27 protein-coding genes are annotated in these 24,344 nt (G+C 64.7%); 16 read left to right on the top strand and 11 right to left on the bottom strand.

The window, feature by feature from the left end; translation table 11 throughout:
* Nucleotides 1–2: 2 nt before the first annotated feature.
* From ACFVUS_RS04670 to ACFVUS_RS04660, 3 genes are all read left to right on the top strand, one after another.
* Nucleotides 3–869, top strand: a complete 867-nt coding sequence (locus ACFVUS_RS04670) for an Imm49 family immunity protein (RefSeq protein ID WP_387761782.1) — start codon at nucleotides 3–5, stop codon at nucleotides 867–869.
* 169 nt (nucleotides 870–1,038) lie between these two features.
* Nucleotides 1,039–1,425: an Imm49 family immunity protein gene (locus ACFVUS_RS04665; protein WP_387765398.1), complete on the top strand. Its 387-nt coding sequence runs from the start codon at nucleotides 1,039–1,041 to the stop codon at nucleotides 1,423–1,425.
* A 47-nt stretch (nucleotides 1,426–1,472) separates the two neighbouring features.
* A complete protein-coding gene (locus ACFVUS_RS04660; protein ID WP_387761781.1) occupies nucleotides 1,473–2,138 on the top strand; it encodes an HAD family hydrolase in 666 nt (221 codons plus the stop codon).
* Here ACFVUS_RS04660 and ACFVUS_RS04655 read toward each other — a convergent pair.
* On the bottom strand, nucleotides 2,124–3,389 hold the full coding sequence (locus ACFVUS_RS04655) for a hypothetical protein (RefSeq protein ID WP_387761780.1): 1,266 nt from the start codon (nucleotides 3,387–3,389) through the stop codon (nucleotides 2,124–2,126). The two genes, ACFVUS_RS04660 and ACFVUS_RS04655, sit on opposite strands and share 15 nt — an antisense overlap.
* A gap of 534 nt (nucleotides 3,390–3,923) precedes the next feature.
* On the opposite strand from ACFVUS_RS04655, the gene ACFVUS_RS04650 reads away from it, so the two are divergent.
* Nucleotides 3,924–4,373 (top strand): hypothetical protein, encoded by a 450-nt coding sequence (locus tag ACFVUS_RS04650; RefSeq protein WP_387761779.1) that lies wholly within the window; start codon nucleotides 3,924–3,926, stop codon nucleotides 4,371–4,373.
* Nucleotides 4,374–4,397: 24 nt separating this feature from the next.
* On the opposite strand, the gene ACFVUS_RS04645 is transcribed toward ACFVUS_RS04650, so the two are convergent.
* On the bottom strand, nucleotides 4,398–5,237 hold the full coding sequence (locus tag ACFVUS_RS04645; protein ID WP_387761778.1) for an SDR family NAD(P)-dependent oxidoreductase: 840 nt from the start codon (nucleotides 5,235–5,237) through the stop codon (nucleotides 4,398–4,400).
* A gap of 104 nt (nucleotides 5,238–5,341) precedes the next feature.
* Here ACFVUS_RS04645 and ACFVUS_RS04640 point away from each other — a divergent pair, with 104 nt between their 5' ends.
* Nucleotides 5,342–5,692: a winged helix-turn-helix transcriptional regulator gene (locus ACFVUS_RS04640; protein ID WP_387761777.1), complete on the top strand. Its 351-nt coding sequence runs from the start codon at nucleotides 5,342–5,344 to the stop codon at nucleotides 5,690–5,692.
* On the opposite strand, the gene ACFVUS_RS04635 is transcribed toward ACFVUS_RS04640, so the two are convergent.
* Nucleotides 5,667–6,074: a DUF1707 domain-containing protein gene (locus ACFVUS_RS04635; protein ID WP_387761776.1), complete on the bottom strand. Its 408-nt coding sequence runs from the start codon at nucleotides 6,072–6,074 to the stop codon at nucleotides 5,667–5,669. The genes ACFVUS_RS04640 and ACFVUS_RS04635 overlap by 26 nt on opposite strands.
* Nucleotides 6,075–6,201: 127 nt before the next feature.
* On the opposite strand from ACFVUS_RS04635, the gene ACFVUS_RS04630 reads away from it, so the two are divergent.
* Nucleotides 6,202–7,011 carry an amidohydrolase family protein gene (locus ACFVUS_RS04630; protein WP_387761775.1) on the top strand — a complete coding sequence of 270 codons (810 nt, stop codon included), beginning with the start codon at nucleotides 6,202–6,204 and terminating at the stop codon, nucleotides 7,009–7,011.
* Here the strand turns inward: ACFVUS_RS04630 and ACFVUS_RS04625 are convergent, their stop codons facing one another.
* Entirely contained in the window at nucleotides 7,012–7,887 is an 876-nt protein-coding gene (locus tag ACFVUS_RS04625) for a LysR family transcriptional regulator (protein ID WP_387761774.1), read from the bottom strand.
* 124 nt (nucleotides 7,888–8,011) lie between these two features.
* Between ACFVUS_RS04625 and ACFVUS_RS04620 the strand changes: the two genes are divergently transcribed.
* The 5 genes from ACFVUS_RS04620 to ACFVUS_RS04600 are packed head-to-tail and all read left to right on the top strand — an operon-like array spanning nucleotide 8,012 to nucleotide 12,996.
* Nucleotides 8,012–9,466, top strand: a complete 1,455-nt coding sequence (locus tag ACFVUS_RS04620; protein WP_387761773.1) for a form I ribulose bisphosphate carboxylase large subunit — start codon at nucleotides 8,012–8,014, stop codon at nucleotides 9,464–9,466.
* A 16-nt stretch (nucleotides 9,467–9,482) separates the two neighbouring features.
* Nucleotides 9,483–9,905 carry a ribulose bisphosphate carboxylase small subunit gene (locus ACFVUS_RS04615; RefSeq protein ID WP_387761772.1) on the top strand — a complete coding sequence of 141 codons (423 nt, stop codon included), beginning with the start codon at nucleotides 9,483–9,485 and terminating at the stop codon, nucleotides 9,903–9,905.
* Between the two features lie 27 nt (nucleotides 9,906–9,932).
* Entirely contained in the window at nucleotides 9,933–10,991 is a 1,059-nt protein-coding gene (locus ACFVUS_RS04610) for an AAA family ATPase (protein ID WP_387761771.1), read from the top strand.
* A 16-nt stretch (nucleotides 10,992–11,007) separates the two neighbouring features.
* Nucleotides 11,008–12,081, top strand: a complete 1,074-nt coding sequence (locus ACFVUS_RS04605) for a class 1 fructose-bisphosphatase (RefSeq protein ID WP_387761770.1) — start codon at nucleotides 11,008–11,010, stop codon at nucleotides 12,079–12,081.
* Between the two features lie 36 nt (nucleotides 12,082–12,117).
* Nucleotides 12,118–12,996, top strand: coding sequence for a phosphoribulokinase (locus ACFVUS_RS04600; protein ID WP_387761769.1), 879 nt, complete (start codon nucleotides 12,118–12,120; stop codon nucleotides 12,994–12,996).
* A 74-nt stretch (nucleotides 12,997–13,070) separates the two neighbouring features.
* Here the strand turns inward: ACFVUS_RS04600 and ACFVUS_RS04595 are convergent, their stop codons facing one another.
* Together ACFVUS_RS04595 and ACFVUS_RS04590 are read right to left on the bottom strand one after the other, a co-directional pair.
* Nucleotides 13,071–13,673 carry an HdeD family acid-resistance protein gene (locus ACFVUS_RS04595; protein ID WP_387761768.1) on the bottom strand — a complete coding sequence of 201 codons (603 nt, stop codon included), beginning with the start codon at nucleotides 13,671–13,673 and terminating at the stop codon, nucleotides 13,071–13,073.
* A 25-nt stretch (nucleotides 13,674–13,698) separates the two neighbouring features.
* The gene (locus ACFVUS_RS04590; protein WP_387761767.1) at nucleotides 13,699–14,466 is read right to left on the bottom strand and encodes a YoaK family protein; all 768 of its coding nucleotides are present in this window, start codon (nucleotides 14,464–14,466) and stop codon (nucleotides 13,699–13,701) included.
* A gap of 137 nt (nucleotides 14,467–14,603) precedes the next feature.
* Between ACFVUS_RS04590 and ACFVUS_RS04585 the strand changes: the two genes are divergently transcribed.
* The gene (locus ACFVUS_RS04585) at nucleotides 14,604–15,770 is read left to right on the top strand and encodes a thiolase family protein (protein WP_387761766.1); all 1,167 of its coding nucleotides are present in this window, start codon (nucleotides 14,604–14,606) and stop codon (nucleotides 15,768–15,770) included.
* Nucleotides 15,771–15,851: 81 nt separating this feature from the next.
* A complete protein-coding gene (locus ACFVUS_RS04580; RefSeq protein ID WP_387761765.1) occupies nucleotides 15,852–16,961 on the top strand; it encodes a winged helix DNA-binding domain-containing protein in 1,110 nt (369 codons plus the stop codon).
* Between the two features lie 8 nt (nucleotides 16,962–16,969).
* On the opposite strand, the gene ACFVUS_RS04575 is transcribed toward ACFVUS_RS04580, so the two are convergent.
* Complete coding sequence (locus ACFVUS_RS04575) at nucleotides 16,970–17,449, bottom strand: winged helix-turn-helix transcriptional regulator (RefSeq protein ID WP_387761764.1); 480 nt, start codon at nucleotides 17,447–17,449, stop codon at nucleotides 16,970–16,972.
* 100 nt (nucleotides 17,450–17,549) lie between these two features.
* Between ACFVUS_RS04575 and ACFVUS_RS04570 the strand changes: the two genes are divergently transcribed.
* Entirely contained in the window at nucleotides 17,550–18,944 is a 1,395-nt protein-coding gene (locus ACFVUS_RS04570) for an MFS transporter (protein WP_387761763.1), read from the top strand.
* 128 nt (nucleotides 18,945–19,072) lie between these two features.
* Nucleotides 19,073–20,212 (top strand): serine hydrolase domain-containing protein, encoded by a 1,140-nt coding sequence (locus ACFVUS_RS04565; RefSeq protein WP_387761762.1) that lies wholly within the window; start codon nucleotides 19,073–19,075, stop codon nucleotides 20,210–20,212.
* On the opposite strand, the gene ACFVUS_RS04560 is transcribed toward ACFVUS_RS04565, so the two are convergent.
* Nucleotides 20,178–21,305, bottom strand: coding sequence for a DUF418 domain-containing protein (locus ACFVUS_RS04560; protein WP_387761761.1), 1,128 nt, complete (start codon nucleotides 21,303–21,305; stop codon nucleotides 20,178–20,180). The genes ACFVUS_RS04565 and ACFVUS_RS04560 overlap by 35 nt on opposite strands.
* A gap of 115 nt (nucleotides 21,306–21,420) precedes the next feature.
* Between ACFVUS_RS04560 and ACFVUS_RS04555 the strand changes: the two genes are divergently transcribed.
* Nucleotides 21,421–21,870, top strand: coding sequence for an SRPBCC family protein (locus ACFVUS_RS04555; protein WP_387761760.1), 450 nt, complete (start codon nucleotides 21,421–21,423; stop codon nucleotides 21,868–21,870).
* A gap of 29 nt (nucleotides 21,871–21,899) precedes the next feature.
* Here ACFVUS_RS04555 and ACFVUS_RS04550 read toward each other — a convergent pair whose 3' ends face one another.
* The 3 genes from ACFVUS_RS04550 to ACFVUS_RS04540 form a co-directional block, all read right to left on the bottom strand.
* Nucleotides 21,900–22,124: a hypothetical protein gene (locus ACFVUS_RS04550; RefSeq protein WP_387761759.1), complete on the bottom strand. Its 225-nt coding sequence runs from the start codon at nucleotides 22,122–22,124 to the stop codon at nucleotides 21,900–21,902.
* 35 nt (nucleotides 22,125–22,159) lie between these two features.
* The gene (locus ACFVUS_RS04545; protein WP_387761758.1) at nucleotides 22,160–22,948 is read right to left on the bottom strand and encodes an HNH endonuclease family protein; all 789 of its coding nucleotides are present in this window, start codon (nucleotides 22,946–22,948) and stop codon (nucleotides 22,160–22,162) included.
* A 269-nt stretch (nucleotides 22,949–23,217) separates the two neighbouring features.
* Nucleotides 23,218–24,339, bottom strand: coding sequence for an NAD(P)H-dependent flavin oxidoreductase (locus ACFVUS_RS04540; RefSeq protein ID WP_375967217.1), 1,122 nt, complete (start codon nucleotides 24,337–24,339; stop codon nucleotides 23,218–23,220).
* Nucleotides 24,340–24,344 lie beyond the last annotated feature (5 nt).

Here is a 24,344-nt window from a genome sequence, read left to right as displayed (position 1 = left end):
GCGTGCAGCTCCCGCTATCCGACGTCGCTGATGACCGCGTCGAGGCCGCACTGGCCGATATCGAGCACAGTATCTGGAAGTCCTGGTACGAGATTCGATACGCGTCCGACGATCCGGTCACGGAGTTGTGGGGGATGGTCGATAGGCTTCGGGACTATCTCGGGGCCTGTTCGATTGCGGATCCCGGCCTGAGTTCGAAGTCCGCGCGCACCGCGATGCGCACCGCCGCGGAAGCAGCCTTCGGTGCGATCGAGTTGGAGATGTGGCCGCTCGGCGACCAGGACATCCGATTGCTCATGATCGGCGAAGGCATCTCCTCACAGGAGCAGGATTTCCACTACTTGTCGGAGACGGTCCCGCCGGTGTCCCGTTGGCTGGACGCGTACTGGCTGATGATCATGGGCGGATTGGTGTCCGTCCAGGGCGGTGTGCTCGCGGAAAACTCCGCACCGGAGATCTTCGATGTGTGCGGTGACAGCCTCGAGGGAATTGTCATGAACGCGCTGTCCGACTATATCGGCGGTGAGTATCCGGCATCTCGACTGTGCCGGCCATCGGACGAGAATCGACAGCACTATCGGAGGCTCTTGGCCGCAACACCCATTGGCGCCGGCTCACCCGCCGGGATGCTGCGGGCGTTGTTGGAAGAGGATGAATCCGGTTTCGAAGTCGAGCGGCGCGCATGGTTGGGCTGGTACAGGGATCAGATCAGCGGCAGCCCGGAGCCGAGCGTACTGCTGCCACTGCCGGTGATCGGATTGACGGCCCTGGCCGTGCACGCGCACGGTTGGCAGGGACAAGCCGCATCCGGGTGGCTTCCAGCTGGGCTACCCGTTGAGGTCGATGGCGTCTCCACCATTTGGTCGTGACAGTACCGGCGCATCAGGATGAAGGGCGAGCAGACTCGGGCTCGCGCGGCTCCTGAAACAGGAAGTCTCGGGCCCCGTACCGAATGTACCGTCCAGGATTGGATCACCACGTTCTATCCCGGGCTCATTTGCTCGGATCAACAACGGCTACAACGGCTTTCCCTGATCCCTGCCGAGACGCTGCGTTCCCCGGAGGTCACCGCGGAAGAGTTTCACTTCCGTTCCCGACATCGTGACAACCATCCCGCGCGACTACCTCGACCAAATCGCCTACCAGCCGATCAGCCTCTTCCACACCCTGCACCGCATGGACGAACGCGCGTTCAACGACACACTCGCCGTTGCACTACGGCACCACCGCGACTACTGGACCGCCGATTCCCGACGCGCCACAGGCATAGAAGGCCACCTCGGCCCTCGGCCCGCTGGCCCTGGTCCGCCTAGCCCAGGATTGCGGCCACGCGATCGAGGTGGGATCCGACTACCTCCCACTCAGCCTGCTACAGCGAGACTGGCCAGCGAACGACGAAATCACCCACCCCACTCCTTGATCTAGAGGGTAGGCGACCGAGGTGATTTCGCTGGAACGGTACCGTGTGGCACATGATCCAGGCTGTTGTGTTCGACGTCGGGGAGACGTTGGTCGATGAGACGCGCGAGTACGGGACTTGGGCGGATTGGCTTGGCGTGCCGCGACATACCTTCGTCTCCGTTTTCGGTGCGGTGATCGCGCTCGGCCAGGACTATCGCGAGGCCTTCCAGATCTTCCGCCCCGGATTCGATCTGTCCCAACAGCGCGAAGCGCGTGCTGCGGCCGGACATCCCGAGACCTACGGCGAAGAAGATCTCTACTCGGACGTACGACCCGCCCTATCCAAGCTTCGCGATATGGGCGTGTGGGTTGGGATCGTCGGCAATCAAACGGTTCGATCCGGCGGCATTCTACGTAGCCTCGATTTGCCCACCGATTTCATTGCGACATCAGATGATTGGGGAATCCAGAAGCCCGCTCTGGGCTTCTTCGAGAAGATCGTCGAAGTCGCGCCGTGCGAAGCCGACCAGATCGTTTACGTGGGCGACCGACTCGACAACGATATAGCCCCCGCGAAGACGGCAGGTATGCGTACGGCATTCATCCAGCGTGGTCCGTGGGGATGGATCCAACGCGATAGCCCGCAGGTGGCGGAGCTTGCCGACTGGAAGATCACGGACCTCAACACTTTGGCAGATATCGTTGCAGAGGAGCAAGATTCGCTACGTAGCCAATGACTTGATCGTAGTGTGCCAGTTGTAGAGCTTTCCATCGAGCGCACGAACCCTTGGCAGTGAGTCCCATTCACGCAAAGAATGACGAACCGCTTTGACTCGGTCCATCGCTGTGGCGTACCAGTGTTCTCCGAGCACGGTCAACGTCTCGTCCAGATATCCGCAAGCCTGCTCAGGATCGCGCTCGAGCACGGACGCGGCGGCAAGATCCGCAAGGAAGACGGCGCGCTGCTTCTTCGCATCCTCGGGAAGTACGGCGATCGCGCCTTCGAGCGCCTCACGGGCATCCCGACCCCGTCCGGCAGCGAGCAGCGTATTTCCTTTGAATCCAGCGAGCCGAACTGGCGAGAACCAGTCCAGCCATGCCGGACTTGGGTTCTCTTCGGAGTTGTAATTCCGATAGGACTCCTCTGCATGTTCGATCAGGCGAAGAGCCCGCCCGGTATCACCGAATCGGGTTTCGACCTCGGCTTCCACTGCATCGAGCCACGCCACCAATTCCGGGCTGGCATTCCCGCGGACTGCGAACGCGCGCGACGCCCGAAGTTTGTCGCGTGCTTCTTCTGCTCGCTCCGCCTCGCCGGAAAACGCCGGAGCGAAAGCCATATGCGCGAGCGCTGCGGCTCCGAGCAGTTCATCCTCGGCCGCGCTGGCAGCCTGCAATGCGAGAAGGAAGCTCGGCTTCGCCAATTCAGGCTGCTGAAGGTCGAAGAATTCGAGCCGTCCCGCCAGCAGGCTGGATTCCGAAACCGCGCGCGCCATCAGCGATTTCGCTGGACCAGGCAGCTGCGGATGCAAGTCCCAGCCGAAAGCTGCGTGCTCTGCCACAAGACGCTCCAGCCGGGCGGCGGGGACCGACCAGTACATCCGGCGGTACGCGGACGTAGAGGCCATGAAGTCGGATGCCACCGAAGGTGGCAAGGGCGCCGAGTCCACGCCGGAGTGACGAGATGCCCAAGTCTCCGTATACCTGTTTCTGGACGTCCGGGACGACAGCTCCGCGCCCGCACCTCGTGACGGGGTGAAGCCCAGTTCCGTGAGCGGCCTCCCGAAGAGCGCCTCCAACGCTGCGGCGTGCTCCGCCTGCGGCCAGGGTGGCTCCTCCGATTCCCAGCGACGGACCGTCCTCGAGTTGACTGCGATGCGTAGGCCGATTTCCCGCGCGATCTTGTTGAGTCCGTCTGCCAAGTCTTTCTGCGAACGGTATCCGAGGGCCAATCGCGCGGAACGAAGCGCATGTGCCGGATGCGTCATGGCAAGAGTCTAACGCCCCCAAGCCTTTTCATGTCCTGCTTGGGACATTTAATGTCCCATCGAAGTCCTCATCAATGACCTTCTTTAGGACACAGTCGGGTGAGACTCTGATATCAGATCCCGACGCCGGAACGGCGCGGCAGCTCTACCTCCAATTCGGAACAGCCAACCCTACGAGGACACGATGCTGACGACATCGATCTTGTTCGGCCTGATCACAAGCCTGACCGTCTTCACTCTCTGCGCGTGGCGCTTACCTCTTTCGGAGCCGAAACACCTTGCCGCCGTGCAGCGAACCAACCGGCAGCCCGCAAAACATCGACTCACCGCAGCCAGTGTTCGACCGTTCGAGTGGCTGCACGACGCACCCGATCAACTGCCGAGCCGTATCGAAGCGCACCGGATCATGCAGAGCCACCTCCGATGCCGGACTAGTTTCTGCGCCCGGAAGGCCGCCGCTTTCGACGTCCTCGTGGGGTCCGGGACAATCAGGCCGAGGACCTGATCGCCTTGACGAAACCGACTGCGAGACAGTTGCTTTCCGCGATGTCGGGCAACTGGGACCGAACGGATCCCTACATCCAGGTACTCCGCGCCGCATGGGTACTGACACGCCTGGACTCCGAATTCACCTCCGGATCATCTTTCAATCTGCAATTGAGCGAGTGCGGCACCCACTCCACGACATTCCGCGAAACTGGTGTGACCGTGATTCAGTCCCTCGGTCTCGATCGCCAGGACGTGACTCGGCAGCAGCTGCTCAATCGGATCGCTGACGAGGTCGGTGGTGACACCGGGTTCGCCGCAGCGGTGGACCATCTCGCCACGTGCGTCCGCGCGTTCCATCAGACCATGACCTCAACCGAACCAGCCGTCGATGCCTGCCTCGACGCCATCGCCGAAGCACGTCGCGACTACGAGCTGAAGTATGAGTCCTGTGTCAGTGCGATCGATACAGATTCAGGTTTCGGGCGCAAGGGATAGCTACTCGCGGTCGAAACGGCTGTGTCAGAGCGAGTTCGGTTGCTGCGCGGCGAGCATTGTGGCGGTCAGGTCGGCGAGGCGGCGGGCGGTGACTGGGTTGAGGGTGGGGAAGTCGAGGGGGACAGGGCGGCCTCGGTCGATCGCGGTCAGGGGTGCTGCGGGTGGGGTATCGACGAAATCGTGCAGGGGGGCGATCGCGGTGGTTATCGGTTGGGCTGCGAGGCGGGAGAGGGTGCGTAGGAGGAGGCGGGTGGGTGGGTTCAGGGGTGAGTGGTCGCCGCTGCGGGTGAAGCCGGGGTGGTAGAGGATGAAAGGGATTGGGGAGTGCGAGGTTTCGGCGTAGTAGACGGCTAGGAGGTCGTTGGCTCGGCCGGCTTGGAGTTGGGCGGTTATGGGGGTGTAGCGGCGGGAGAGTTGGGGGTCGGTCCAGTTGATGGAGCCTTTGGTTACGCCTACGCCCGCGATGCTGATGATTGTGGGGGTGGGGCTGCGGTCGAGGAGGGGGGTTAGGCCGTGGGATAGGAGATGTCGGCTCAGGTAGTAGAGGGCGAAGGTGTGTTCGAAGCCTTCGGGGGTTAGGACGCGTTGGGGGAGAACGCGATTGGCGAACAGTAGGAGGGCGTCGACGGTGGGGGTGGTGACAGTCACCTGGTCGATTACCCGGTTCACTTCGACGGTCGAGCTGAGGTCGGCGCGTAGGAACGTCAGGTTTCGCGCGGTCGCGGCGGCTGCCGCGATCAGCGATTCGCCCTTGGCGGGGTTGCTGCCGATGGCGATTACGCGGTCGCCGCGCGATAGGCGGGCCAGGGCGAAGGCGCGGCCCATTCCGTCGGTACCTCCGCTGATCACAACGGTTTTCGGCACTGGTCCTCCATTAGGCTCGGGGTGGATACCTCGATCCTGAGGGAGGCACGGTGATGGCGAAAGAAGGCACTCTAATGGCTGATACGCACACGAATGTGCCCTCTATGGTGGCAACCCGGTTGCCCGATCGGGTGCCGGTCGGGGAGTACGAAGCGTGCCCGGTTACCGAGGTGGCGCGGCGGATCGGCGATAAGTGGACGATGGTGGTGCTGGCGCTGTTGGGCGGGCGCGCCTATCACTTCAACGAGTTGCAGCGCGCCATCGAGGGCATCAGTCAGCGGATGTTGACGCGGACCTTGCGGGCGCTGGAATCGGATGGGCTCGTCGAGCGCACCGTATTGCCCACCTCGCCGCCGAGCGTCGAATATCGGCTTTCGCCGCGTGGTGAGTCGCTGCTGATTCCGCTGTCGGCGCTGGCGGATTGGGCCGTCAGTAGCGGCGGTAGCCGGGGTTGAAACCGCGGCGGCGGGAGCGGACGAAGAGGAAGAAGAACAGGGGGAAGATGAAGAAGGGGAAGATGTGGGTGGTGGCGGCCAGCACTACGGCGAGGATGAGCATTGAGATCAGTGCGACCGGGACGAAGGCGCGGGGTGGGCGCGGGGCAGGCGGGGGTGCAGCCGGGCGGATCGGGGTGGGCTGGGGGAGGTCGGTGAAGAGGGCCGAGAGGTCGGCTGTGGTTTTGGCGGCGTAGGCGCGGGCTACTCGGTCGTCGTATTCGTCGACGTCCAGGCGGCCTGCGGTGAAATGTTTGCCGAGGGATTCGGCGGCCTGCTCGCGTTCGGCCGTGCCCACGCGCAGGGCGGGCGGTCCGAATACCGCGGGGCTGAAATCGGTCATGTCCAACCACCTCACCGGGGGAATCAAGTTCGCTGTCCACCACAGTAGGCCGAAATTCGGGGGGCGGCTTGCGACCACGGGCGTATTTCGGGGTACGACCGGGGACGTACGGGAGGACACTGCAACGGTGACGATCGATGTCTGGGCTCAGCATCCGACACTGCGGTTTCTCGAACACGACATGTTCGAGTCATTGCGACGGTGGACCGGCGGAACCATCCCGAGCGAGGCGATTCCGCTCTCGGTGACGCTCGGGGTGATGGACGCCTCGGGCATCGAACGGGCGCTGATCTCGGCGTGGCATGGGCCCGAGGGGGTGCTCATCTCCAATGACGAGGTGGCGGCCTGGGTGGGGGAGGCACCGGATCGTTTGACCGGTGTCGCGTCGGTGGGATTGCGCCGGCCGATGGAGGCCGTGCGCGAGATAAGGCGGTGCGCCGAGCTCGGATTCAAGGGTGTCCGGGTGCTGCCGTGGCTGTGGGAAACCCCGCCCACCGATCGGCGGTTCTATCCCATCTACGCGGCCTGTGTCGAAGCCGGAATCCCGTTCTGCACGCAGGTCGGGCACACCGGACCGCTGCGGCCGTCGGAACCGGGACGGCCGATCCCGTACATCGATCAGGTGGCTTTGGACTTCCCGGAGCTGACCATCGTCTGCGGACATATCGGCTACCCGTGGACCGAGGAGATGATCGCGGTCGCGCGCAAACACGAGAACGTGTATATCGACACCTCCGCGTACACCACGAAACGCCTTCCGGCGGAATTGATCTCGTACATGCGGTCGAATTCCGGACGCCACAAGGTGCTCTTCGGGACGAACTATCCGATGATCCTGCCCGGCCACGCCCTGCAGGGCCTCGACGACCTGAGCCTGGATGTGGAGGTGCGCGAACTGTATCTCGCCGGCAACGCCCGGCGCGTCTTCCAGCTCTGATCACGCGGCGCGAAACGCCTTCTCGCCCACCCGCTCCGGATCGGTGATGTGCGTCAGGAACAACCGCGCCGCCGGCGTCGGCGTGCGCGTGGTGACCGCGTGCCAGGGCCGATTGAGCGGCGTCCCCTCGATCGGCAGCACCTCCAGATGCCGATCCGCCAAATCGTTCTCGATGGCGTCGGAGTGAATCAGGGTGATGCCCAACCCTTCCCGAGCCGCCGCCAGCGCCGCCCCGTGCGTGCCGAGAGTCAGTGTGGGAGGCCGTATCTGGAGCCGATCGAACAGGGCGAGCGTGGTATCCCGGGTACCCGACCCCGCACCCCGGAGCAGCCACGTCGCCTCGGACGGATCCGGCCACCGCCCGGGCGCGCCCACTACGACCAACTGACAGGGTCTTCGGGCGCGTGTCACCAGCCCGGCCTCGCGCGGCGGCCGCCCCGCGACCACGAGATCGGTTTCGTGGTGCGTCAATTCGACGAACAGCACGTCCCGGGGCTGAATGGACAACCCCAGCTCGATATCGGGATACCGGTTCCGGAACGAGGCCAGCAGCCGCAGCAGCACGTACTCCCCGGCCGTCGCGACGACCCCGATTCGCAGCCGCCCCGTCTCCGCCTCGCGCACCGCCGCATGCGCCTCCTTCATCAGTCCCAGGATGCTGCGGCAATAGTCGGCGTACACTCTTCCGGCCTCGGTGAGCGCGATACCGCGCCCCGATTTCGCAATCAGTTTGGCGCCCAACTGTTTCTCGATGTGCGCAACCGCCGCCGACGCGGCGGCTTCGGTGATGTGCAACTGCGCGGCGGCCCGCCGGATACTGCTGTGCCGTGCCACGGCGAGAAACGTTTCCATGCGGACAGCGCTCACCGTACCCATCCACAAACGGTAGCAAACACGACAAAATGGTTGAGGGAGACGAGAAACAATCGAATTGTTTGTCGATAACACTGCCGTCATCCTGGGAATCGCAAGTCGCCCAACCCGGTTCGCAGGAGGAATGATGGCCGTAACCGATGATCAGGATGGCACCCGCGGCCGGTGGGATCCGGGCGTACAGTCCTACGCGTCGATGGGATACTACAACCCCGACTACGAGCCCAAGGACACCGATGTCCTGGCCGTCTTCCGGGTGACCCCGCAGAAGGGCGTCGACCCGATCGAGGCCTCGGCCGCCGTCGCGGGCGAATCCTCCACCGCCACATGGACTGTCGTGTGGACCGACCGCCTCACCGCGCACAGCCGCTACCAGGCCAAGTGCTACCGCGTCGACGAGGTGCCGGGCCGTCCGGGCGAGTACTTCGCCTATGTGGCATACGATCTCGACCTCTTCGAAGAGGGTTCGATCACCAATCTGACCTCCTCGGTGATCGGCAATGTATTCGGTTTCAAACCGCTGGCGGCATTGCGCCTGGAGGACATGCGAATTCCCGTTGCATACGTGAAGACCTTTCAGGGTCCGCCGCACGGAATCGTTATGGAACGGGAATACCTGAATAAGTACGGCCGCCCGCTGCTGGGCGCGACAGTGAAGCCGAAACTCGGTCTCTCGGCCCGCAACTACGGCCGCGTGGTCTATGAAGCCTGTAGAGGCGGACTGGATTTCACCAAGGACGACGAGAACATCAACTCGCAGCCGTTCATGCGCTGGCGTGATCGCTACCTGTACGCCATGGAGGGCGTCAATCGCGCCATCGCCGATACCGGTGAGCTCAAAGGGCATTACCTCAATGTCACCGCCGCCGATATGGAAGACATGTACGAGCGCGCGGAATTCGCGAAATCCCTCGGCAGCGTCATCATCATGATGGATCTGACTGTCGGCTACACCGCCATGCAGTCGATGTCCAAGTGGGCCAGGCGCAATGGCATGCTGCTGCACCTGCACCGCGCCGGGCACTCCACCTACACCAGGCAGAAGACGCACGGTGTGAGCTTCCGCGTACTGGCCAAGTGGTGCCGTCTGATCGGCGTGGATCACCTGCACGCGGGCACGGTCGTGGGCAAGCTGGAAGGCGATCCGCACACCGTCAAGGGCTTCTATGACACGATGCGGGACAACCACGTTCCCACCAATCCGGCCAATGGCATCTTCTTCGATCAGGACTGGGCGAGCCTGCCCGGCGTGATGCCGGTGGCGTCGGGCGGTATTCACGCCGGGCAGATGCATCAGCTGCTCGATCTGTTCGGCGATGACGTCTGCCTGCAATTCGGCGGCGGCACCATCGGCCATCCCATGGGCATCGCCGCGGGCGCGGAGGCCAATCGCATCGCGCTGGAAGTAATGGTGAAGGCGCGCAACGAAGGTCGCGATCTGCTCAAGGAGGGCCCGGATATTCTGCGCCGTGCTTCCGAGACCAATCGGCCCCTCGAAGTCGCGCTGAAGACGTGGGGTGATGTCACCTTCGACTACACCTCCACCGACGCCCCCGACGCCATTCCGACCGCGACTCGCTGAAAGGCGTTGAACCACAATGCAACTGCGCCATGGCACCTTCGCGCACCTGCCCGATTTCACGGATGAGGAAATCGCCGCCCAGGTCCGCTACGCCCTGCTCAACAATTGGCCGGTCTCCATCGAATACACCGATGATCCGCACCCGCGCAATGTCTACTGGGAGATGTGGGGCCTGCCCCTGTTCGACCTGGATGAGCCCGACGGCGTACTCGCCGAGATCAACGCCTGCCGGTCGACCTTCCCCCGGCACTACATCCGGATCAACGCCTACGACGCCACCTACGGGCGGCAGAGCACGGCACTGAGCTTCCTGGTGCAGCGTCCGGCCGAAGAGCCGGGCTTCCGATTGGAACGCACCGACGCTGCCGATCGCAGTCAGCGCTACGGCTATCACGCCTACGCCCTGGATGACCGTCCCGGCCAACGTTACGGCGGCTGAACATAATTCGGATCGGGAGGACCTATCGTGAGTACAGCGCATCCCGCGGTTCCGGGCGATCGGGCACCTGCAGCCGGCCGTCCGGGCAACGGGTTCCAGATGCATCGGCCCGGGGCCACGAACTCCGCACCGCTGCGCGGATCGGCCGCCGACCCCTCGTCACCGGAGGACGCGGCGGCCGACCACCTAGCCGATGACGCGCTGCTGGACCTCTCGACCGATATCGCGGGCAAGGATGTCGAGGACACCCTCACCCGCCTGGACGCCGAGCTCATCGGATTGGCCAATGTGAAGCGCCGGGTGCGGGAGATCGCGGCACTGCTGCTGATCGACCGCGCCCGCCAGCGCTTCGGATTGCAGGCCACCCGGCCCACCATGCATATGAGCTTCACCGGCGGGCCGGGCACCGGTAAGACCACGGTGGCCCTGCGCATGGCCGAGATGCTGCATTCGCTCGGCTATATCCGTAAACCCAAGGTGCACACCGTTACCCGTGACGATCTGGTCGGCCAGTTCATCGGGCACACCGCACCCAAGACCAAGGAAGCCCTCGCCAAAGCCGCCGGGGGCGTCCTGTTCATCGATGAGGCGTACTACCTGTTCCGGCCGGAGAACGAACGCGATTACGGCCAGGAGGTGATCGAGATCCTGCTGCAGGAGATGGAGAACGAACGCACTTCGCTCGTGGTCATTTTCGCGGGCTACCCGGATCGCATGGACACCTTCTTCTCCGCGAATCCGGGCCTGTCCTCGCGGGTTGCGCACCACATCGAGTTCCCGGATTACACGCACGCGGAACTGCTGGCCATCGCCGAGCTCATGGTGGCCCAGGAGAACTTCCACTTCGATACCGCCGCGACGCAGGCGTTCTCGCGATATCTGGAACTGCGCATGACCCGCCCGCGCTTCGCCAATGCCCGCAGCGTGCGCAATGCCCTGGACCGCTGCCGACTGCGTCAGGCCAAGCGGCTCGTCGAACTGCACCGGCCATTGAGCCGGACCGATCTGATCACGTTGACCGACAACGACGTCTACGGCAGCAGCGTGTTCGCGGACGCCACCGCACCGGAGGTGGCCACCACGTGAGGAATTGAGCAGGGGTATGCCTGAAGGTCTGAAAACCCTCACCCGCTACACCATCGAGCAGGAGCACCGGCACCCCGGATCATCGGGGGAGTTCTCGGCGCTCCTGAACGTATTGGCGACCGCCACCAAGATCATCGCGAATCAGGTGACGCGGGGCGCGATCGTCGGATCCCTCGGCGCGTACGAACCGGATAACCTCCCGGTCACCGTGCACCGCAAGATGGATGCCATCGCGCACGACGTCATGGTCGCCGAAAGCCAGTGGAGCGGACCGCTTTCGGCGCTGGTGTCCGAGCAGATGCGTGAGTTCCACGCGGTGCCCTCGGAAGTGCGGCGCGGAAAATACCTGCTCGCCTTCGACGCCCTGGACGGGTCCAGCAATATCGATGTGAACCTGCCCGTGGGAACGATATTCAGTGTGCTGCGCGCCCCGGAGGACGGGCGGGCGGCGATCGCCACGGACTTCCTGCAACCCGGTGTACAGCAGGTGTGCGCCGGGTTCACGCTGTACGGACCCGCCACCATGCTGGTGCTCACCACCGGCAACGGGGTGGACGGCTTCACCCTCGATCGCGAGGTGGGTGCGTTCGTGCTCACCCATCCGCGCATGCGAATCCCGGACGACACATCGGGTTTCGCCATCAACGCCGCCAATGAGCGGTTCTGGGAGCGGCCGGTGCGCCGCTACGTCCACGAATGCCTCCAGGGTGACGAAGGCCCGCGCGGACGCGATTTCAATATGCGCTGGGTCGCCTCCCTGGTCGCGGACACCTTCCACATCCTCACGCGCGGCGGGCTCTACATGTACCCCCGCGACACCCGCAATCCCGACCGCCCCGGCCGCGTCTCACTGCTCTACGGCGCCAGCCCCATCGCCTTCATCGTCGAACAGGCGGGCGGCGCGGCCACCACCGGACACGAACGAATCCTGCAGGTGCGGCCGAACGAGTTGCATCAGCGGATTCCGTTCATCTTCGGCTCCCGCAACGAGGTCGAGCGCATCGAGCGCTATCACTCCGAACCCGATGAGGGGCCGAGTTTCGACGCCTCACTGTTCGGATCGCGTTCCCTGTTCCGCCCGGCCCGTTAGCGGCGAAATCAGCTGTCCGGCAATCCAGGAGGTGCCATGTCGGTCAAACATCCCGTGGTCGCGATCACCGGGTCTTCCGGTGCGGGAACGACCAGCGTCACGCGGACCTTTCAGGAGATATTCCGCCGCGAGGGAATCAACGCGGTCCTGGTGGAAGGGGATTCGTTCCACCGCTTCGACCGCAATGAAATGCAGTTGGCCATGGCGGAAGCGGAGCAGAATCGCAATCTGGGATTCTCGCATTTCGGCCCGGAGGCGAACCTGCTCGGCGAATTGGAACGGCTCTTCAGCGACTACGGCGAGACCGGGGTCGGCGCGGTCCGGCGCTATCTGCACAACGAGGGCGAGGCCAAACCCTATGGGCAGCCGCCCGGTACGTTCACCCCGTGGGAGGAACTGTCCCCGGGTAGCGATCTGCTGTTCTACGAGGGATTGCACGGGGCCGCCACTACGGACGGCATCGATGTCGCGCAGTACACCGACCTATTGGTCGGGGTGGTGCCCATCATCAATCTGGAGTGGATTCAGAAGGTACACCGCGACAAGACCGAACGCGGTTACTCCAGCGAGGCGATCATCGATACGATCCTGCGCCGCATGCCGGACTACGTGAAACACATTTGCCCGCAGTTCTCCCGGACCTATGTGAACTTCCAGCGCGTGCCGACGGTTGATACCTCGAATCCGTTCACCACTCGCTCGATTCCCACCGCGGACGAGAGTTTCGTGGTCATCCGGTTCGCCGATCCGAAGGTGATCGACTTCCCGTATCTGCTGTCCATGCTGCACGATTCGTTCATGTCGCGGCCCAACAGTATTGTGGTGCCGGGCGGGAAAATGGATCTCGCCATGCAGCTGATCTTCACGCCGCTGATCCTGCGGCTGATGGATAAACGGCCCAAGCGATTGCGCTGACACCGCCTCCGGACAAAAGAATCCGGCGGCCGCGCTCCGAGGAGGGCGACCGCCGGCAGGCGAATTCTATTGCGTCAGAACGCCTTCGGTACGTCCTTCGCACCGCTCTTGACGGTGAACGCGCTGAAGATCTCCATGATGCCGATGAAGATCAACCACCAGCCCGCCACCAGGGTCAGGGTCAGGATCGAGGTGAACGGCACCGCGATCAGCCAGCCACCACCGATGACCAGCATGATGCCGAAGAAGATCGCCCAGCCGCGGCCCGGCATACCGTCCGCGTCCAGACCCGCGATCAGTGAAGCGACGCCGCGGAAGATCCAGCTGATGCCGATCCAGATGGCAAGCAGCAGCACCGCGGTGGCCTCACCCTTGTCCCGCCAATTGTGGAAGCATAGGAAGCCCAGGATCAGCGACAGAATGGCGCTGATGAAGGACAGGATTCTCATTCCGGCGCTGAGATGCGCACCGAAGGCCGCGATGAGTTGGAAGAGTCCGGACACAATCAGATAGACGCCGAAGAGAACGCCCGCCACCAGAATGGTTTTGCCGGGCCAGGCGAGGATCAGGATGCCCAGCACCACCGAGAGGATGCCGGTGACCAGGATCGACTGCCAGGCGCTCCGGGCCAGAGCGTGCACCGGCCCTTCGTTAACTTCCTCTTTGCTGGTTGTCATATTTCGGAGAATAGGCCCAGCTAAGTCACTTTGCGGTTAAGTTGCCCGGTGTGGTGTCAGGTTGTGATGCGGTGCATGCCACGTCGGTTCGGCGTTTCTCCTCGTTCCGGCAGTAGCGCACATCGGCTCGCCAGGTGTAGATCGCGACCAGCATCGAGCCGACGACCGCCGCATCCAGCATGTATTCACCGGACACCGGAATACTGACCAGTCCGCCGATGAGCGCGCCGAGCGCGAAAGAGCCGTATTGAACGGCATATCCGGCCCAGTCGCGCACCGAACCGCCACCCGCCAAATGCCGTTCGATACCCTGCGCGAGTTTCACCAGCGTGCCGGTGACATAACTGACCGGAATGGACACCTCGCCGTTCTTCACGAAAGAGGTGTTCAGCGCGCCCATTCCGAAGGCGACGGCGAGAATCGGTGTCAGGCCGATACCGCGTTCGCCGAGAATGTGATCGCCGACGGCCGCGACCATCAGCGCGGCGGTAGCCAGCATGGTCGCACCGTGCGGATGATTGCGCCACCAGTACCGGCGGCACATCGAGGCCACGAAAACACCCAGTACGAAGCAGCCGATGAGCAGGCCCGCACCCGCGGCCAGGGTGTGGTCGCCGACGAAATTACCGATGATGGCGCGCTCGGTATTGCCGGTCATGAAGGTGACGAAGTAGCCCGCGGAGTGGGCGTAGGCGGCCGCGCCGATATATCCGGCGAGCATCGACAGGACAGAGGACAGTCGGGTCTCTAGGTCCCAAAAAGGGCCCGGTGAGACGCCCTGGCTGGCAGTCATGGCAACAGGCTAGCAACCAATTCTGAGGTCTTCCTGGATGTTCGAATCGGTGCGAACGCGTCGGCTGGACGGTGGGGTACAGTACTGATGTTAACCGGAATTCACATCCGGTAGGCAGGTACGAACAAGGAGAAGCCATGACTTCCGCCGTCATAGTCGACGTCGTCCGCACGCCCTCCGGCAAAGGGAAAGCCGGTGGTGGACTATCGGAAGTGCATCCCGCGACGCTCTTCGCGGGCGTGCTGGAGACGCTCGTGGAACGCACCGGAATAGATCCTGCGCTCATCGATGATGTGATCGGCGGTTGCGTCACGCAATCGGGCGAGCAGGCGTTCAATATCTCGCGAACGGCGGCACTGGCGGCCGGATTCCCGGAAACTGTGCCGGCCACCACAGTCGATCGGCAGTGCGGTTCGAGCCAGCAGGCGGCGCACTTCGCCGCGCAGGGCGTGATCGCCGGGGCGTACGACATCGCCATCGCCGGTGGCGTGGAATCCATGTCGCGCGCGCCGATGTTCTCCAACGCGCAGGGTAAGGACGCCAATCGTGGACCGCTGGCGCAGCGGTTCCCCAATGGGCTTGTGCAGCAGGGCATCGCGGCCGAGATCATCGCCGCGCGCTGGAAGTTCGATCGGGGCGCGCTCGACGACTTCGCCGCGCGGTCGCACCAATTGGCCGCTGCCACCGCGGCTTCCGGCGGATTCGACCATGAGATCGTCGCCGCGGGCACGCTGACCGCCGATGAGACGATTCGGCCGACCACCTCGGTGGAAGGGCTGGCCGGGTTGAAGCCCGCGTTCACCGACGCCGAATTCAAGGCCCGGTTCCCGGAGATCGAATGGTCGATCACCCCGGGCAATTCCTCTCCGCTCACCGACGGCGCGTCCGCCGCGCTGATCATGAGCCAGGAGAAGGCGAAGCAGCTCGGGCTGAAGGCGCGGGCGCGGTTTCACTCGTTCGCGGTGGTCGGCGATGATCCGCTGCTCATGCTGACCGCGGTCGTACCCGCCACCCGCAAGGTGCTCGCGCGGGCGGGATTGAGCATCGACGACATCGACGCCTACGAGGTCAATGAGGCGTTCGCGCCGGTGCCGCTGGTGTGGGCGCATGAACTCGGCGCGGATCTCGCCAAGTTGAACCCGCGCGGCGGTGCGATCGCGCTCGGGCATCCGCTCGGCGCGTCCGGGGTGCGCATCCTGGCGACCATGCTCAACCATCTCGAGCAGACCGGTGGCCGGTACGGGCTGATGACCATGTGCGAGGCGGGCGGCCTGGCCAACGCCACGATTATCGAACGCCTCTGATTTCACACCGGGAAATCCGCACTCGCACAGCGCGGGGTCGTACGGTGATCTCGGCTTCGGTGTCGTCGAGAGGTGGGTGCGGTGCGGGTTTCCTGGGATCAGGTGTTCACCTGGCGGATGGGTCGGCAGTTCATCGCCGCGCGCGATGGAGCGAACGCGGTCGCGGTGGTGGGCCGCCTGGCCGGGGTGCAGGCGCAGGTGACCTCGGCGGCCGAAACCGCCGTGGCCATCCGCACCACGAAGGGTGAGCCCGGCGCGGTGGTCAAGGCGCTGGGGGATGGGAAACTGGTCAAGACCTGGGCCATGCGGGGCACCCTGCACGCACTCACCCCCGACATCGCGGCCGGGGTGCTGTCCCTGATGGGTTCGGCCCGCACCTGGGAAAAGCCTTCCTGGACAAAGGTTTACGGTGCGACCCCAGCGGATGTCGCGGCACTGGTCGACGCGGTGGGGGAGATCCTCGACGGAGCGATCCTGTCGCGCGACGAGTTGGTGTCCGCGATCGTCGCCGAACCCCGATTCCATCCGCTCGGCGAGCAATTGCGCTCCGGCTGGGGCTCGGTGCTCAAACCGCTGGCCTGGCAGGGCGCGCTGTGTCACGGTCCCGCGGACGGCAATTCGATCACCTTCACCAGCCCGGCGCACCTGGTCCCCGACTGGAAGGGAATTCCCGAACCCGATGCGGCCGCGCCCGAAATCATCGCGGCGTACCTCGGGGCATACGGACCGGCCGCACCGGAGACCTTCGACGCCTGGCTCTCGCGCGGCAATATCAAAAAGCCGGTGCTGCGCCGCTGGTTCGCCGAATTGGGCGACCGGATCACCGAAGTAGAGGTCGAGGGGCGCAAGGGATACATCCTCACCGAACACGCCGACGCTCTGGCCACCACCGAACCCGCACACTCCGTGCGGCTGCTGGGCGCGTTCGATCAATACGTCCTCGGCCCCGGAACCGCCGATGCCGCACTGCTTTCCGCCGAACACCGTGCCAAGGTGAGCCGCACGGCGGGCTGGATCTCACCGCTCGTGCTGATCGACGGAGCCATCGCCGGAACCTGGGAGGTCACCGGCACCGACCTCATAGTCTCGATGTTCGACGATGCCCCCGCGCCTCTCTCCGAGCTATCCGCCGAAGCCGCGCATGTTGCCCGTGCCCTCGGCATCCCGGATCTCACGGTCTCCGCGAAATAGGTCTCGACTCAGTGACCGGCGGTCGGCAGCAGGTCCGGGCTGTGTGCGCCGGGGCCGAGCTGTAGCCGGAGGTCCCGGCGATGCACGTGCTCGCCGCAGGATGAGCAGACCGGTTCGACGGTCATGGTGTGGCCGCAGCTCTTGTGCACGGTCTCGATCGGGGGGCCGTCGGGGGCGGCGAAGGTGTCGCCCCACTGGCGCATGGCGGCGATGACCGTCCAGAGCGCACGGCCCTTCTCGGTGAGCCGGTAGTCGTAGCGGGGTGGATTCTCCTGGTACGGCTCGCGGGTCATGATGTCTTGCGCCACAAGGTATTCCAGGCGCTGGGTCAAGACGTTGCGGGCGATGCCGAGGCGGGAGCGGAAGTCGTCGAAGCGGGTGACGCCGAAGAGCGCGTCGCGAACGATCAGCAGCGTCCACCATTCGCCCACGACTTCCAGGCACTGGGCGATGGAGCAGTTCATGTCCTCGAAGCTGGTTCGGCGCATGCCCACACCCTAGTCGGTTGCTTGAAAGAACTCACCCGGCTATGGTGCGTTTCATGATGCAACTCACTGGCCCGCCCGGGCGAATGATGGGGGATAGATCGTGAATACCGTTGTGGCCGAGCCGGACCGCAAGACCGTCGATTCGCGGCTGGTGCTGGGCATCGTCGCCATCGGCGTACTGCTGTCCAGCCTGGACCTGTTCATCGTGAACGTGGCGCTGCCCGAGATCGCCGCGGACTTCAGCGGTTCGAAGATCTCCGGGCTGTCCTGGGTGCTGAACGCCTATGCCATCGTGTTCGCGGCGCTGCTGGTGCCCGCCGGGCGGCTCGGTGATCGCGGCGGGAATCGCACCACCTTCCTGCTCGGGCTGGGGCTGTTCATTCTCGGTTCGGCACTGTGCGCGGTGGCCTGGAATACCGGATCACTGGTGGGCTTCCGGGTCCTACAGGCGGTCGGCGGCGCGATGCTCACCCCGGCCTCGCTCGGGTTGGTGCTGGCGGCGACCCCGCCCGAACGTCGCGCCATGGCGGTGCGGCTGTGGGTCGCATTCGGTGGTCTCGGCGCGGCGCTGGGACCGGTACTCGGTGGGCTGCTCGTCGAAATCGATTGGCGCTGGGTGTTTCTGGTGAATGTGCCGATCGGGATCGCGGCGCTGGTGATCGGCTGGCGGCTGCTGCCGAATCCGACCGGTGACGGTGGTGCGCTGCCCGACGGGTTCGGGGCGCTCATGCTGGTCGCCTCGGTGGCCGCGCTGATTCTGGCGCTGGTGAAGGGCGAGGATTGGGGGTGGGGTTCGGCCGGGGTCGTCGGGGGACTGGTCGCGGCGTTCGTATTCGGGCTCGCCTTCGTGCTGTCGTCGCGACGGCATCACAGTCCGGTGGTGGATCCCGCGCTGCTGCGGCTGCCGAATTTCGCTCTGATGGTGGGCAATTCGATGCTGTTCAATATCGCCTTCGCGGGCATGCTGCTCTCGGTGGTGCTGTGGGCGCAGAACGTGTGGGGCTGGTCGGCGCTGCAAACCGGGCTCGCCATCGCGCCCGGGCCGCTGGTGGTGCCGATCGTGGCGGTGCTGGCAGGAAAGGTCATCGCGAAGGTCGGCGCGGGGCCGGTGATCCTGCTCGGCGGTGTGCTGTTCGCGGCCGGAATCCTGTGGTGGACAGTGTCGGTCATGCTGACACCGAACTTCGCGGGCGGTCTGCTCGGCGGCATGCTGCTGACCGGATTGGGCGTCGGCTTCACCCTGCCGACAAGCTTCGCCACGGGCACCGCGGGTTTGCCGCCGCAGCGTTTCGCCACAGGCTCGGCGGTATTGAGCATGGCCCGCCAACTCGGATTGGCCATTGGCGTAGCGGTTCTGGTCGCGGTGCTGGGCACCCCGGCCGGACCGGACGCGACCCTGGAGGCGTTCCAGCGCGGCTGGTACGTCATCGCCGGTGCGGCGGTCGCGGCCGGAGTGGTCGGTCTGGCCGCGCGACTGCCGCGCCCGGCTGCCTGACCGGAATCGGCGGCACCCGCGCATCCAACCGGAGGCGGGTGTCGCCCCCGGACTTCTCAGGGCCGGACTCAGGGGTTGTCCCGATGGTCAGCGCCTGCCCCGGTCCCTACGGTCGAACTATGCGAATCATGCCGATCGTGACCGCTTTCGGACTCCTTGCGGTGGCGGGTTGCTCCAGTGTGAACAACGACAGCTCGCCCAAGGTCGTGACCACCACACCGATCGAGGTGTCGCCGAATCGAGTCGACCAGGTGCGCAAGGATATCGACGCGCTCGTGCACGGCGGCGTCCCCGGTGCGATCGCCACGCTCACCGAGGGCGGGCAGACGGTGACGCTCACCTCCGGCGTCGCCGATCGGACCACCGGCGCGCCGATTCCCATGACCCCGCCGCAGCAGACCCGGGTCGGCAGCATCTCCAAAACCTTTGTGTCGGCGATCATCATGCAGCTGGTCGGCGAGGGGAAGATTCGGCTCGACGAACCGATCGACACCTACCTGCCCGGACTGCTCACCGGTCAGGGTGTGGACGGTCGCAATATCACCGTGCGCCAATTGCTCCAACATCGCAGCGGTCTACCGGAACTCACCGACGATCCGCAGATCGACGAATACCGCGCCGGGCTCGACGGACGCACCTACACACCGGCGCAGGAAATCGCGATCGCCCTGCGCATGCCCGCGCAATTCGCGCCGGGCGCGCAATACAAGTACACCAACACGAACTACATCGTCGCCGGAATGCTCGTCGAAAAGGTCACCGGCAGAGCCTATTCCGATGAGCTGGCCGGCCGTATCACCGCGCCGAACCAGCTCACCGACACCTATCTCCCCGCCACCGGCGAACTCGATATTCGCGGCCCGCATCCGCACGGCTACGCCACCATCGACGGCGTCCTGACCGATGCGACGCGCTCTGAACCCTCGGTACCCTGGGTCGCGGGCGCGCTCGTCTCCACCGGCGCGGACCTCAACCGCTTCTACCTGGCCCTGCTCGCGGGGCGCATCGTGGCCGCCCCCGAACTCACTCAGATGCTGACCAGCGATTCGCCCATGCCCGACGACGGCAACATGCGCTACGCCCTCGGCATCGGCCACACCCAACTGCCTTGCGGCGCTGAATACTTCGGCCACACCGGCGGCATCGCCGGCTACATCACCATCACCGGCGGCACCAAGGAAGGCCGAGCCTTCACCATCGCCATGACCGCCGCCCCCGAGACCAAGCCCGACATCACCGCCCTGATATCCCACGCCCTCTGTCCCTGACCGAGGCCGGGCCGTAGGTGGCCTCCCGCAGTAGCCATTCCAGGGGGCCATATCGGTGGTGACGCACCCAGATTCGCGCGATGGCGAGCTGGGTGAGGTAGATGGCGAGCGCTATGGCCAGGACCATCCAGTCGGAGAGTTTGCCCGCCAGGGCGAGACCGTAGCCGGTGAAGATCACCGAGGTGATGATCGATTGGCTGATGTAGGTGGTGGCGGCGATCTTGCCCGCGGGGGCGAAAATCTCGGCCACCCGGGGGTGCGCGGACAGGATTCTCAGGAGCGTCGCCGCGTACGCGGCGGTCAGCAGTGGATCGGCGACTGTTACCGGGCCCGCCAGCGCAGGCCAGTGGGTGAGGGCCGCGAGGATCGAGACCGGAAGTCCCACACCGAAACCGATCCATTGGATGAGGGGCAGGTAGGGGAGGTAGCGCTGCGGATCCTCGAGAACCCTGGCCTTTCCCGCGGCGAGTCCGACCAGGAAAAGGGGGAGGATATTGATCAGTCCGTAGACGACGAACAGCGGCAGATTGCCACTGAACTCCTCCCAGCGCAGCCGGGCGGCCGCGCCCCAGCCCTCGCGCATGATGCCCACAAGCCGATCATGTTCGGCGGGATCGATTTCGGACGAGCCGCCGGAGGCCAGCAGACCCAGCACGGTCATCACCGCGACGCAGATGGCGAATATCGCGCCCGCGACCTGCAACGCTCTGCGCGGCCGCAATCCGCTGAGCAGCAACAACACCAGGCCGATCGCACCGTAGCCGAAGAGCACATCGCCGGTGAAGAAGAAGATCGCGTGCAGTGCGCCGATGGCCATCAATGCCAGGCAGCGCCGGATCGTGCGCACCCTGGCGCTGACCCCCGCCCGCTCGGCGGATCGGAACTGCATTGTCAGCGAGTAGCCGAACAGGAAGGAGAACAGGACGTAGAACTTGTTGTGGAAGAACGCTTCCAGGACCGTGATGGCGGAGCCGTCACCGAAGCCGCCGGGATCGGACATCACCGTGATATTCACCAAAAGGATTCCGCCGAGGGCGAATCCGCGTAGCGCGTCCAGCTCGATCAGGCGCGGGACCGCCGGCCGTTCCGTCATCGCTCGACCTTAGAGTCGCCCGCCCGATGCCGAATCGTCTGTGAGAATGACCCCCGCCTACCTCTACGGGGGTACTCACCCCGAGTACTGGAACGCGTTTCAGTATGGTTCCCCCATGACCCTTGTCATCGACAACAGCGTGGAGATCGACGCACCCGCCGACCTGGTGTGGCAGGTGCTCACCGATGTGGCCAAATACGGCGAGTGGAACCCCTTCGTCTCGTCCTGCCAGACCACCCTCGAACCCGGCACCCCGATCGATATGCAGGTGCAACTGCTCGGCTCCAAACCCCGCCAGCAGCGCGAATACATCCGAACCCACACCCCGGGCAAGGAATTCAGCTACAACATGAAGCCCGTGCCGGGATTGCTGAACAGCCTGCGGCAGCACAATGTCATTCCGCTCGAGGACGGCCGCACGCGGTACACCTCGCATTTCGAGCTGAATGGTCCGCTGAGCATTCTGGTGAGCGCGGTGCTGGGCGGCGCCATGCGCAAGGGCTTCGGCGGGATGACCGATGGGCTCAAGCAGCGCGCCGAAGCGCTGGCGTCGGTACAGGGTTAGTTCACGCGGTTCGCAAAGGGCGGCGGTCGTCAGGCTTCGAACGGAATGACGTTTCCGTAGGAGTCGCGGCCGTCGGCTTCCTGTTCGATGGCGCCGGCCAAATCCTCTACCGCGGACCAGGATCGGGGTGGGGTGTCCTCGAGGTTGCCGATGGTGTACCAGGTGGCGGTGCCGCGATAGCGGACCAGGCCTTTACCCGAATAGTCCAGCGTCACATCGAGATCCCCGGAAACCGTGCCCTCTTCCTGGGTCATGACGGCTGCCTCGGTGCGAATTTCGACGATGTCGACTATTTGAACTCTCCTTTGTCGATACAGTCCTTGACCGCTGTCTGGATCGCGGTTTGCTCCTTGGAATCGACGTTCAGGTCGTACTTTATCTTGACCTGGATATAGCGGGCGATATAGCCACACCGGAAATTGCCGGGCGGGATATAGGTCGACGGGTCCTGATCACCCTTGGAGCGGTTGGCCGTCGGGTCCGAGGGGGCCAGGTTCAAGGCGTCGTTGGCGATATCGCGGCGGTGGTTGTCATCCCACTTGGACGCGCCCGAACGCCACGCTTCGGCCAGCGCGACAATGTGATCGATATCCACGCCCGCGGAATCGGTGATGAACTTGTACGGCTTGAGGCCGTTGGTCTTCTTGTCCGGCACGCCGTACTGATCGCGCCAGCCCGAATCCTTGCCGATGGTGAACTTGCACGTCGCGGGATCAAGGGTGACCGTGCCGACCGCATCGCGCAGCAGCATGACCTCGCGGGTGGTGCAGCGGCTGTACTTGGCGAACGCGTCGCCGAAACCGTGTTCGGGCTTCTCGGTATCCCAGTGCGGGAACCGATCCCGGTCGTATCCGGTCATCGGCAACTCGTTGGACACCTTGAGTTTCGGTAGCAGGCCGTTGATTTCGGCCGCCGAGGCCACCGGCCCGCCGCGCGGCGGCGCGGGCGGCGTGGAGGTGGTGGAGCTCTTCGAACCGCCCATATTCTCGAGCAGCGCGGCGGCGATGATGAGCACGAGAACGATGCCGACGGACACGACGGTCCCGAGGATTCGGCGCGAAGGCTTCTTTTTCAGCATGATTCGAACACCGTCGCAATCCTGGACCCGAAACAGCAAGTCGCACCGGCGGTTCGGAGACGCGTGTCACACCGCTGCGCGAACAGCGGCCGTCGGCGAACCCGGCGCTACCTACATAGTGGGGTAGCCGGGGGCCGAGAACAACGCGGTTGCAGCGGGTTTCAGGCGACACGCCGGGGCGACTCGCGGAAGCGCTGTCGCGCGGCGCTTCTCACGCGCACGAAAAAGCCGCGCCGACAACGAGGTCGACGCGGCGAATTCGGGTGCCGCTAGGCGTTGTTGAGCTTGTTCAGACGCTCACAGGCCTCCAGGTACTCCTGGATCAGGCGCTGCACCACATCGGTGGAACGCTCGATCTTGTTGAGCTGACCGACAACCTGGCCCACCGGGTTGAAGTTCACGTCCTTGGCGGCCTCGGGGTAACGGTGCCCGCGCTTGACGCCATCGAGCGCGACCATCATCTGCAGCGGCATGCCGAGCGGGTTCGGGGTGTCCTCGCGGTCCCACGCCTCGGTCCAGTCGTTCTTGAGCATGCGGCACGGCTTACCGGTCCAGGACCGCGAACGCACGGTGTCCGAACTGGTGGCATCGACGTAGGTCTGCATCTGCGCGGGCGGCACATTGGCCTCCTCCACGGTCAGCCACAGCGAACCGGTCCACGCGCCCTGCGCGCCCATGGCCAGCGCGGCCGCGACCTGACGGCCATTGCCGATACCACCGGCGGCGAGTGCGGGCATATCGCCGATCGCGTCGACGACCTGCGGCCACAGCACCATCGAGGCGATCTCGCCGCAGTGCCCGCCACCCTCGGTGCCCTGCATGACGACGAAGTCGAGTCCGGCGTTCTTGTGGTTGAGCGCGTGCTTGACCGAACCGCACAGCGCGCCGATCAGGCGGCCGGAGTCCTGGATCGTCTTGATCACGTCATCGGGCGGGGTGCCCAGCGCGTTGGCGACCAGCTTGGCCTTGGGGTGCTTGAGGATTACCTCGATCTGCGGCGCGACGGTGGTGGCGGTCCAGCCCAGCAGCTGGTTGTGCCGCTCGTCCTCGGGCAGATGCGGGACGCCGTGATCCTCGAGGATCTTCTCGGCGAAATCGCGGTGGCCCTGCGGAACCAGCTTGGCCAGTTGGGCTTCCAGCTCCTCCGGGCTCAGACCCTCGACGCCCTTGCCCTCGTACTTGGAGGGGATGACCAGGTCGACGCCGTACACGCCGGTGACATGCTCATCGAGCCAGGCCAGTTCGACCTCGAGCTGTTCGGCGGTGAAGCCGACCGCGCCGAGCACGCCCAGCCCACCCGCATTGCTGACCGCGGCGGCCACATCGCGGCAGTGGGTGAACGCGAAGATGGGGACATCGATGCCCAGGCGGTCGCAGATCTCGGTACGCATGTGGT

Origin of the sequence: Nocardia sp. NPDC058058 (assembly GCF_042885355.1) — a bacterium.
Classification (GTDB): Bacteria; Actinomycetota; Actinomycetes; order Mycobacteriales; family Mycobacteriaceae; genus Nocardia.
This window is presented reverse-complemented; position numbering and strand designations above follow the sequence as displayed.

Coding starts and splice junctions, on each gene's coding strand:
- ACFVUS_RS04660 (WP_387761781.1), top strand. CDS start 1,473: ATGATCCAGGCTGTTGTGTTCGACGTCGGGGAGACGTTGGTCGATGAG.
- ACFVUS_RS04655 (WP_387761780.1), bottom strand. CDS start 3,389: ATGACGCATCCGGCACATGCGCTTCGTTCCGCGCGATTGGCCCTCGGA.
- ACFVUS_RS04640 (WP_387761777.1), top strand. CDS start 5,342: ATGGTGGCAACCCGGTTGCCCGATCGGGTGCCGGTCGGGGAGTACGAA.
- ACFVUS_RS04635 (WP_387761776.1), bottom strand. CDS start 6,074: ATGACCGATTTCAGCCCCGCGGTATTCGGACCGCCCGCCCTGCGCGTG.
- ACFVUS_RS04625 (WP_387761774.1), bottom strand. CDS start 7,887: ATGGGTACGGTGAGCGCTGTCCGCATGGAAACGTTTCTCGCCGTGGCA.
- ACFVUS_RS04620 (WP_387761773.1), top strand. CDS start 8,012: ATGGCCGTAACCGATGATCAGGATGGCACCCGCGGCCGGTGGGATCCG.
- ACFVUS_RS04615 (WP_387761772.1), top strand. CDS start 9,483: ATGCAACTGCGCCATGGCACCTTCGCGCACCTGCCCGATTTCACGGAT.
- ACFVUS_RS04605 (WP_387761770.1), top strand. CDS start 11,008: ATGCCTGAAGGTCTGAAAACCCTCACCCGCTACACCATCGAGCAGGAG.
- ACFVUS_RS04600 (WP_387761769.1), top strand. CDS start 12,118: ATGTCGGTCAAACATCCCGTGGTCGCGATCACCGGGTCTTCCGGTGCG.
- ACFVUS_RS04595 (WP_387761768.1), bottom strand. CDS start 13,673: ATGACAACCAGCAAAGAGGAAGTTAACGAAGGGCCGGTGCACGCTCTG.
- ACFVUS_RS04590 (WP_387761767.1), bottom strand. CDS start 14,466: ATGACTGCCAGCCAGGGCGTCTCACCGGGCCCTTTTTGGGACCTAGAG.
- ACFVUS_RS04585 (WP_387761766.1), top strand. CDS start 14,604: ATGACTTCCGCCGTCATAGTCGACGTCGTCCGCACGCCCTCCGGCAAA.
- ACFVUS_RS04575 (WP_387761764.1), bottom strand. CDS start 17,449: ATGCGCCGAACCAGCTTCGAGGACATGAACTGCTCCATCGCCCAGTGC.
- ACFVUS_RS04565 (WP_387761762.1), top strand. CDS start 19,073: ATGCCGATCGTGACCGCTTTCGGACTCCTTGCGGTGGCGGGTTGCTCC.
- ACFVUS_RS04560 (WP_387761761.1), bottom strand. CDS start 21,305: ATGACGGAACGGCCGGCGGTCCCGCGCCTGATCGAGCTGGACGCGCTA.
- ACFVUS_RS04555 (WP_387761760.1), top strand. CDS start 21,421: ATGACCCTTGTCATCGACAACAGCGTGGAGATCGACGCACCCGCCGAC.
- ACFVUS_RS04550 (WP_387761759.1), bottom strand. CDS start 22,124: ATGACCCAGGAAGAGGGCACGGTTTCCGGGGATCTCGATGTGACGCTG.
- ACFVUS_RS04545 (WP_387761758.1), bottom strand. CDS start 22,948: ATGCTGAAAAAGAAGCCTTCGCGCCGAATCCTCGGGACCGTCGTGTCC.
- ACFVUS_RS04540 (WP_375967217.1), bottom strand. CDS start 24,339: ATGCGTACCGAGATCTGCGACCGCCTGGGCATCGATGTCCCCATCTTC.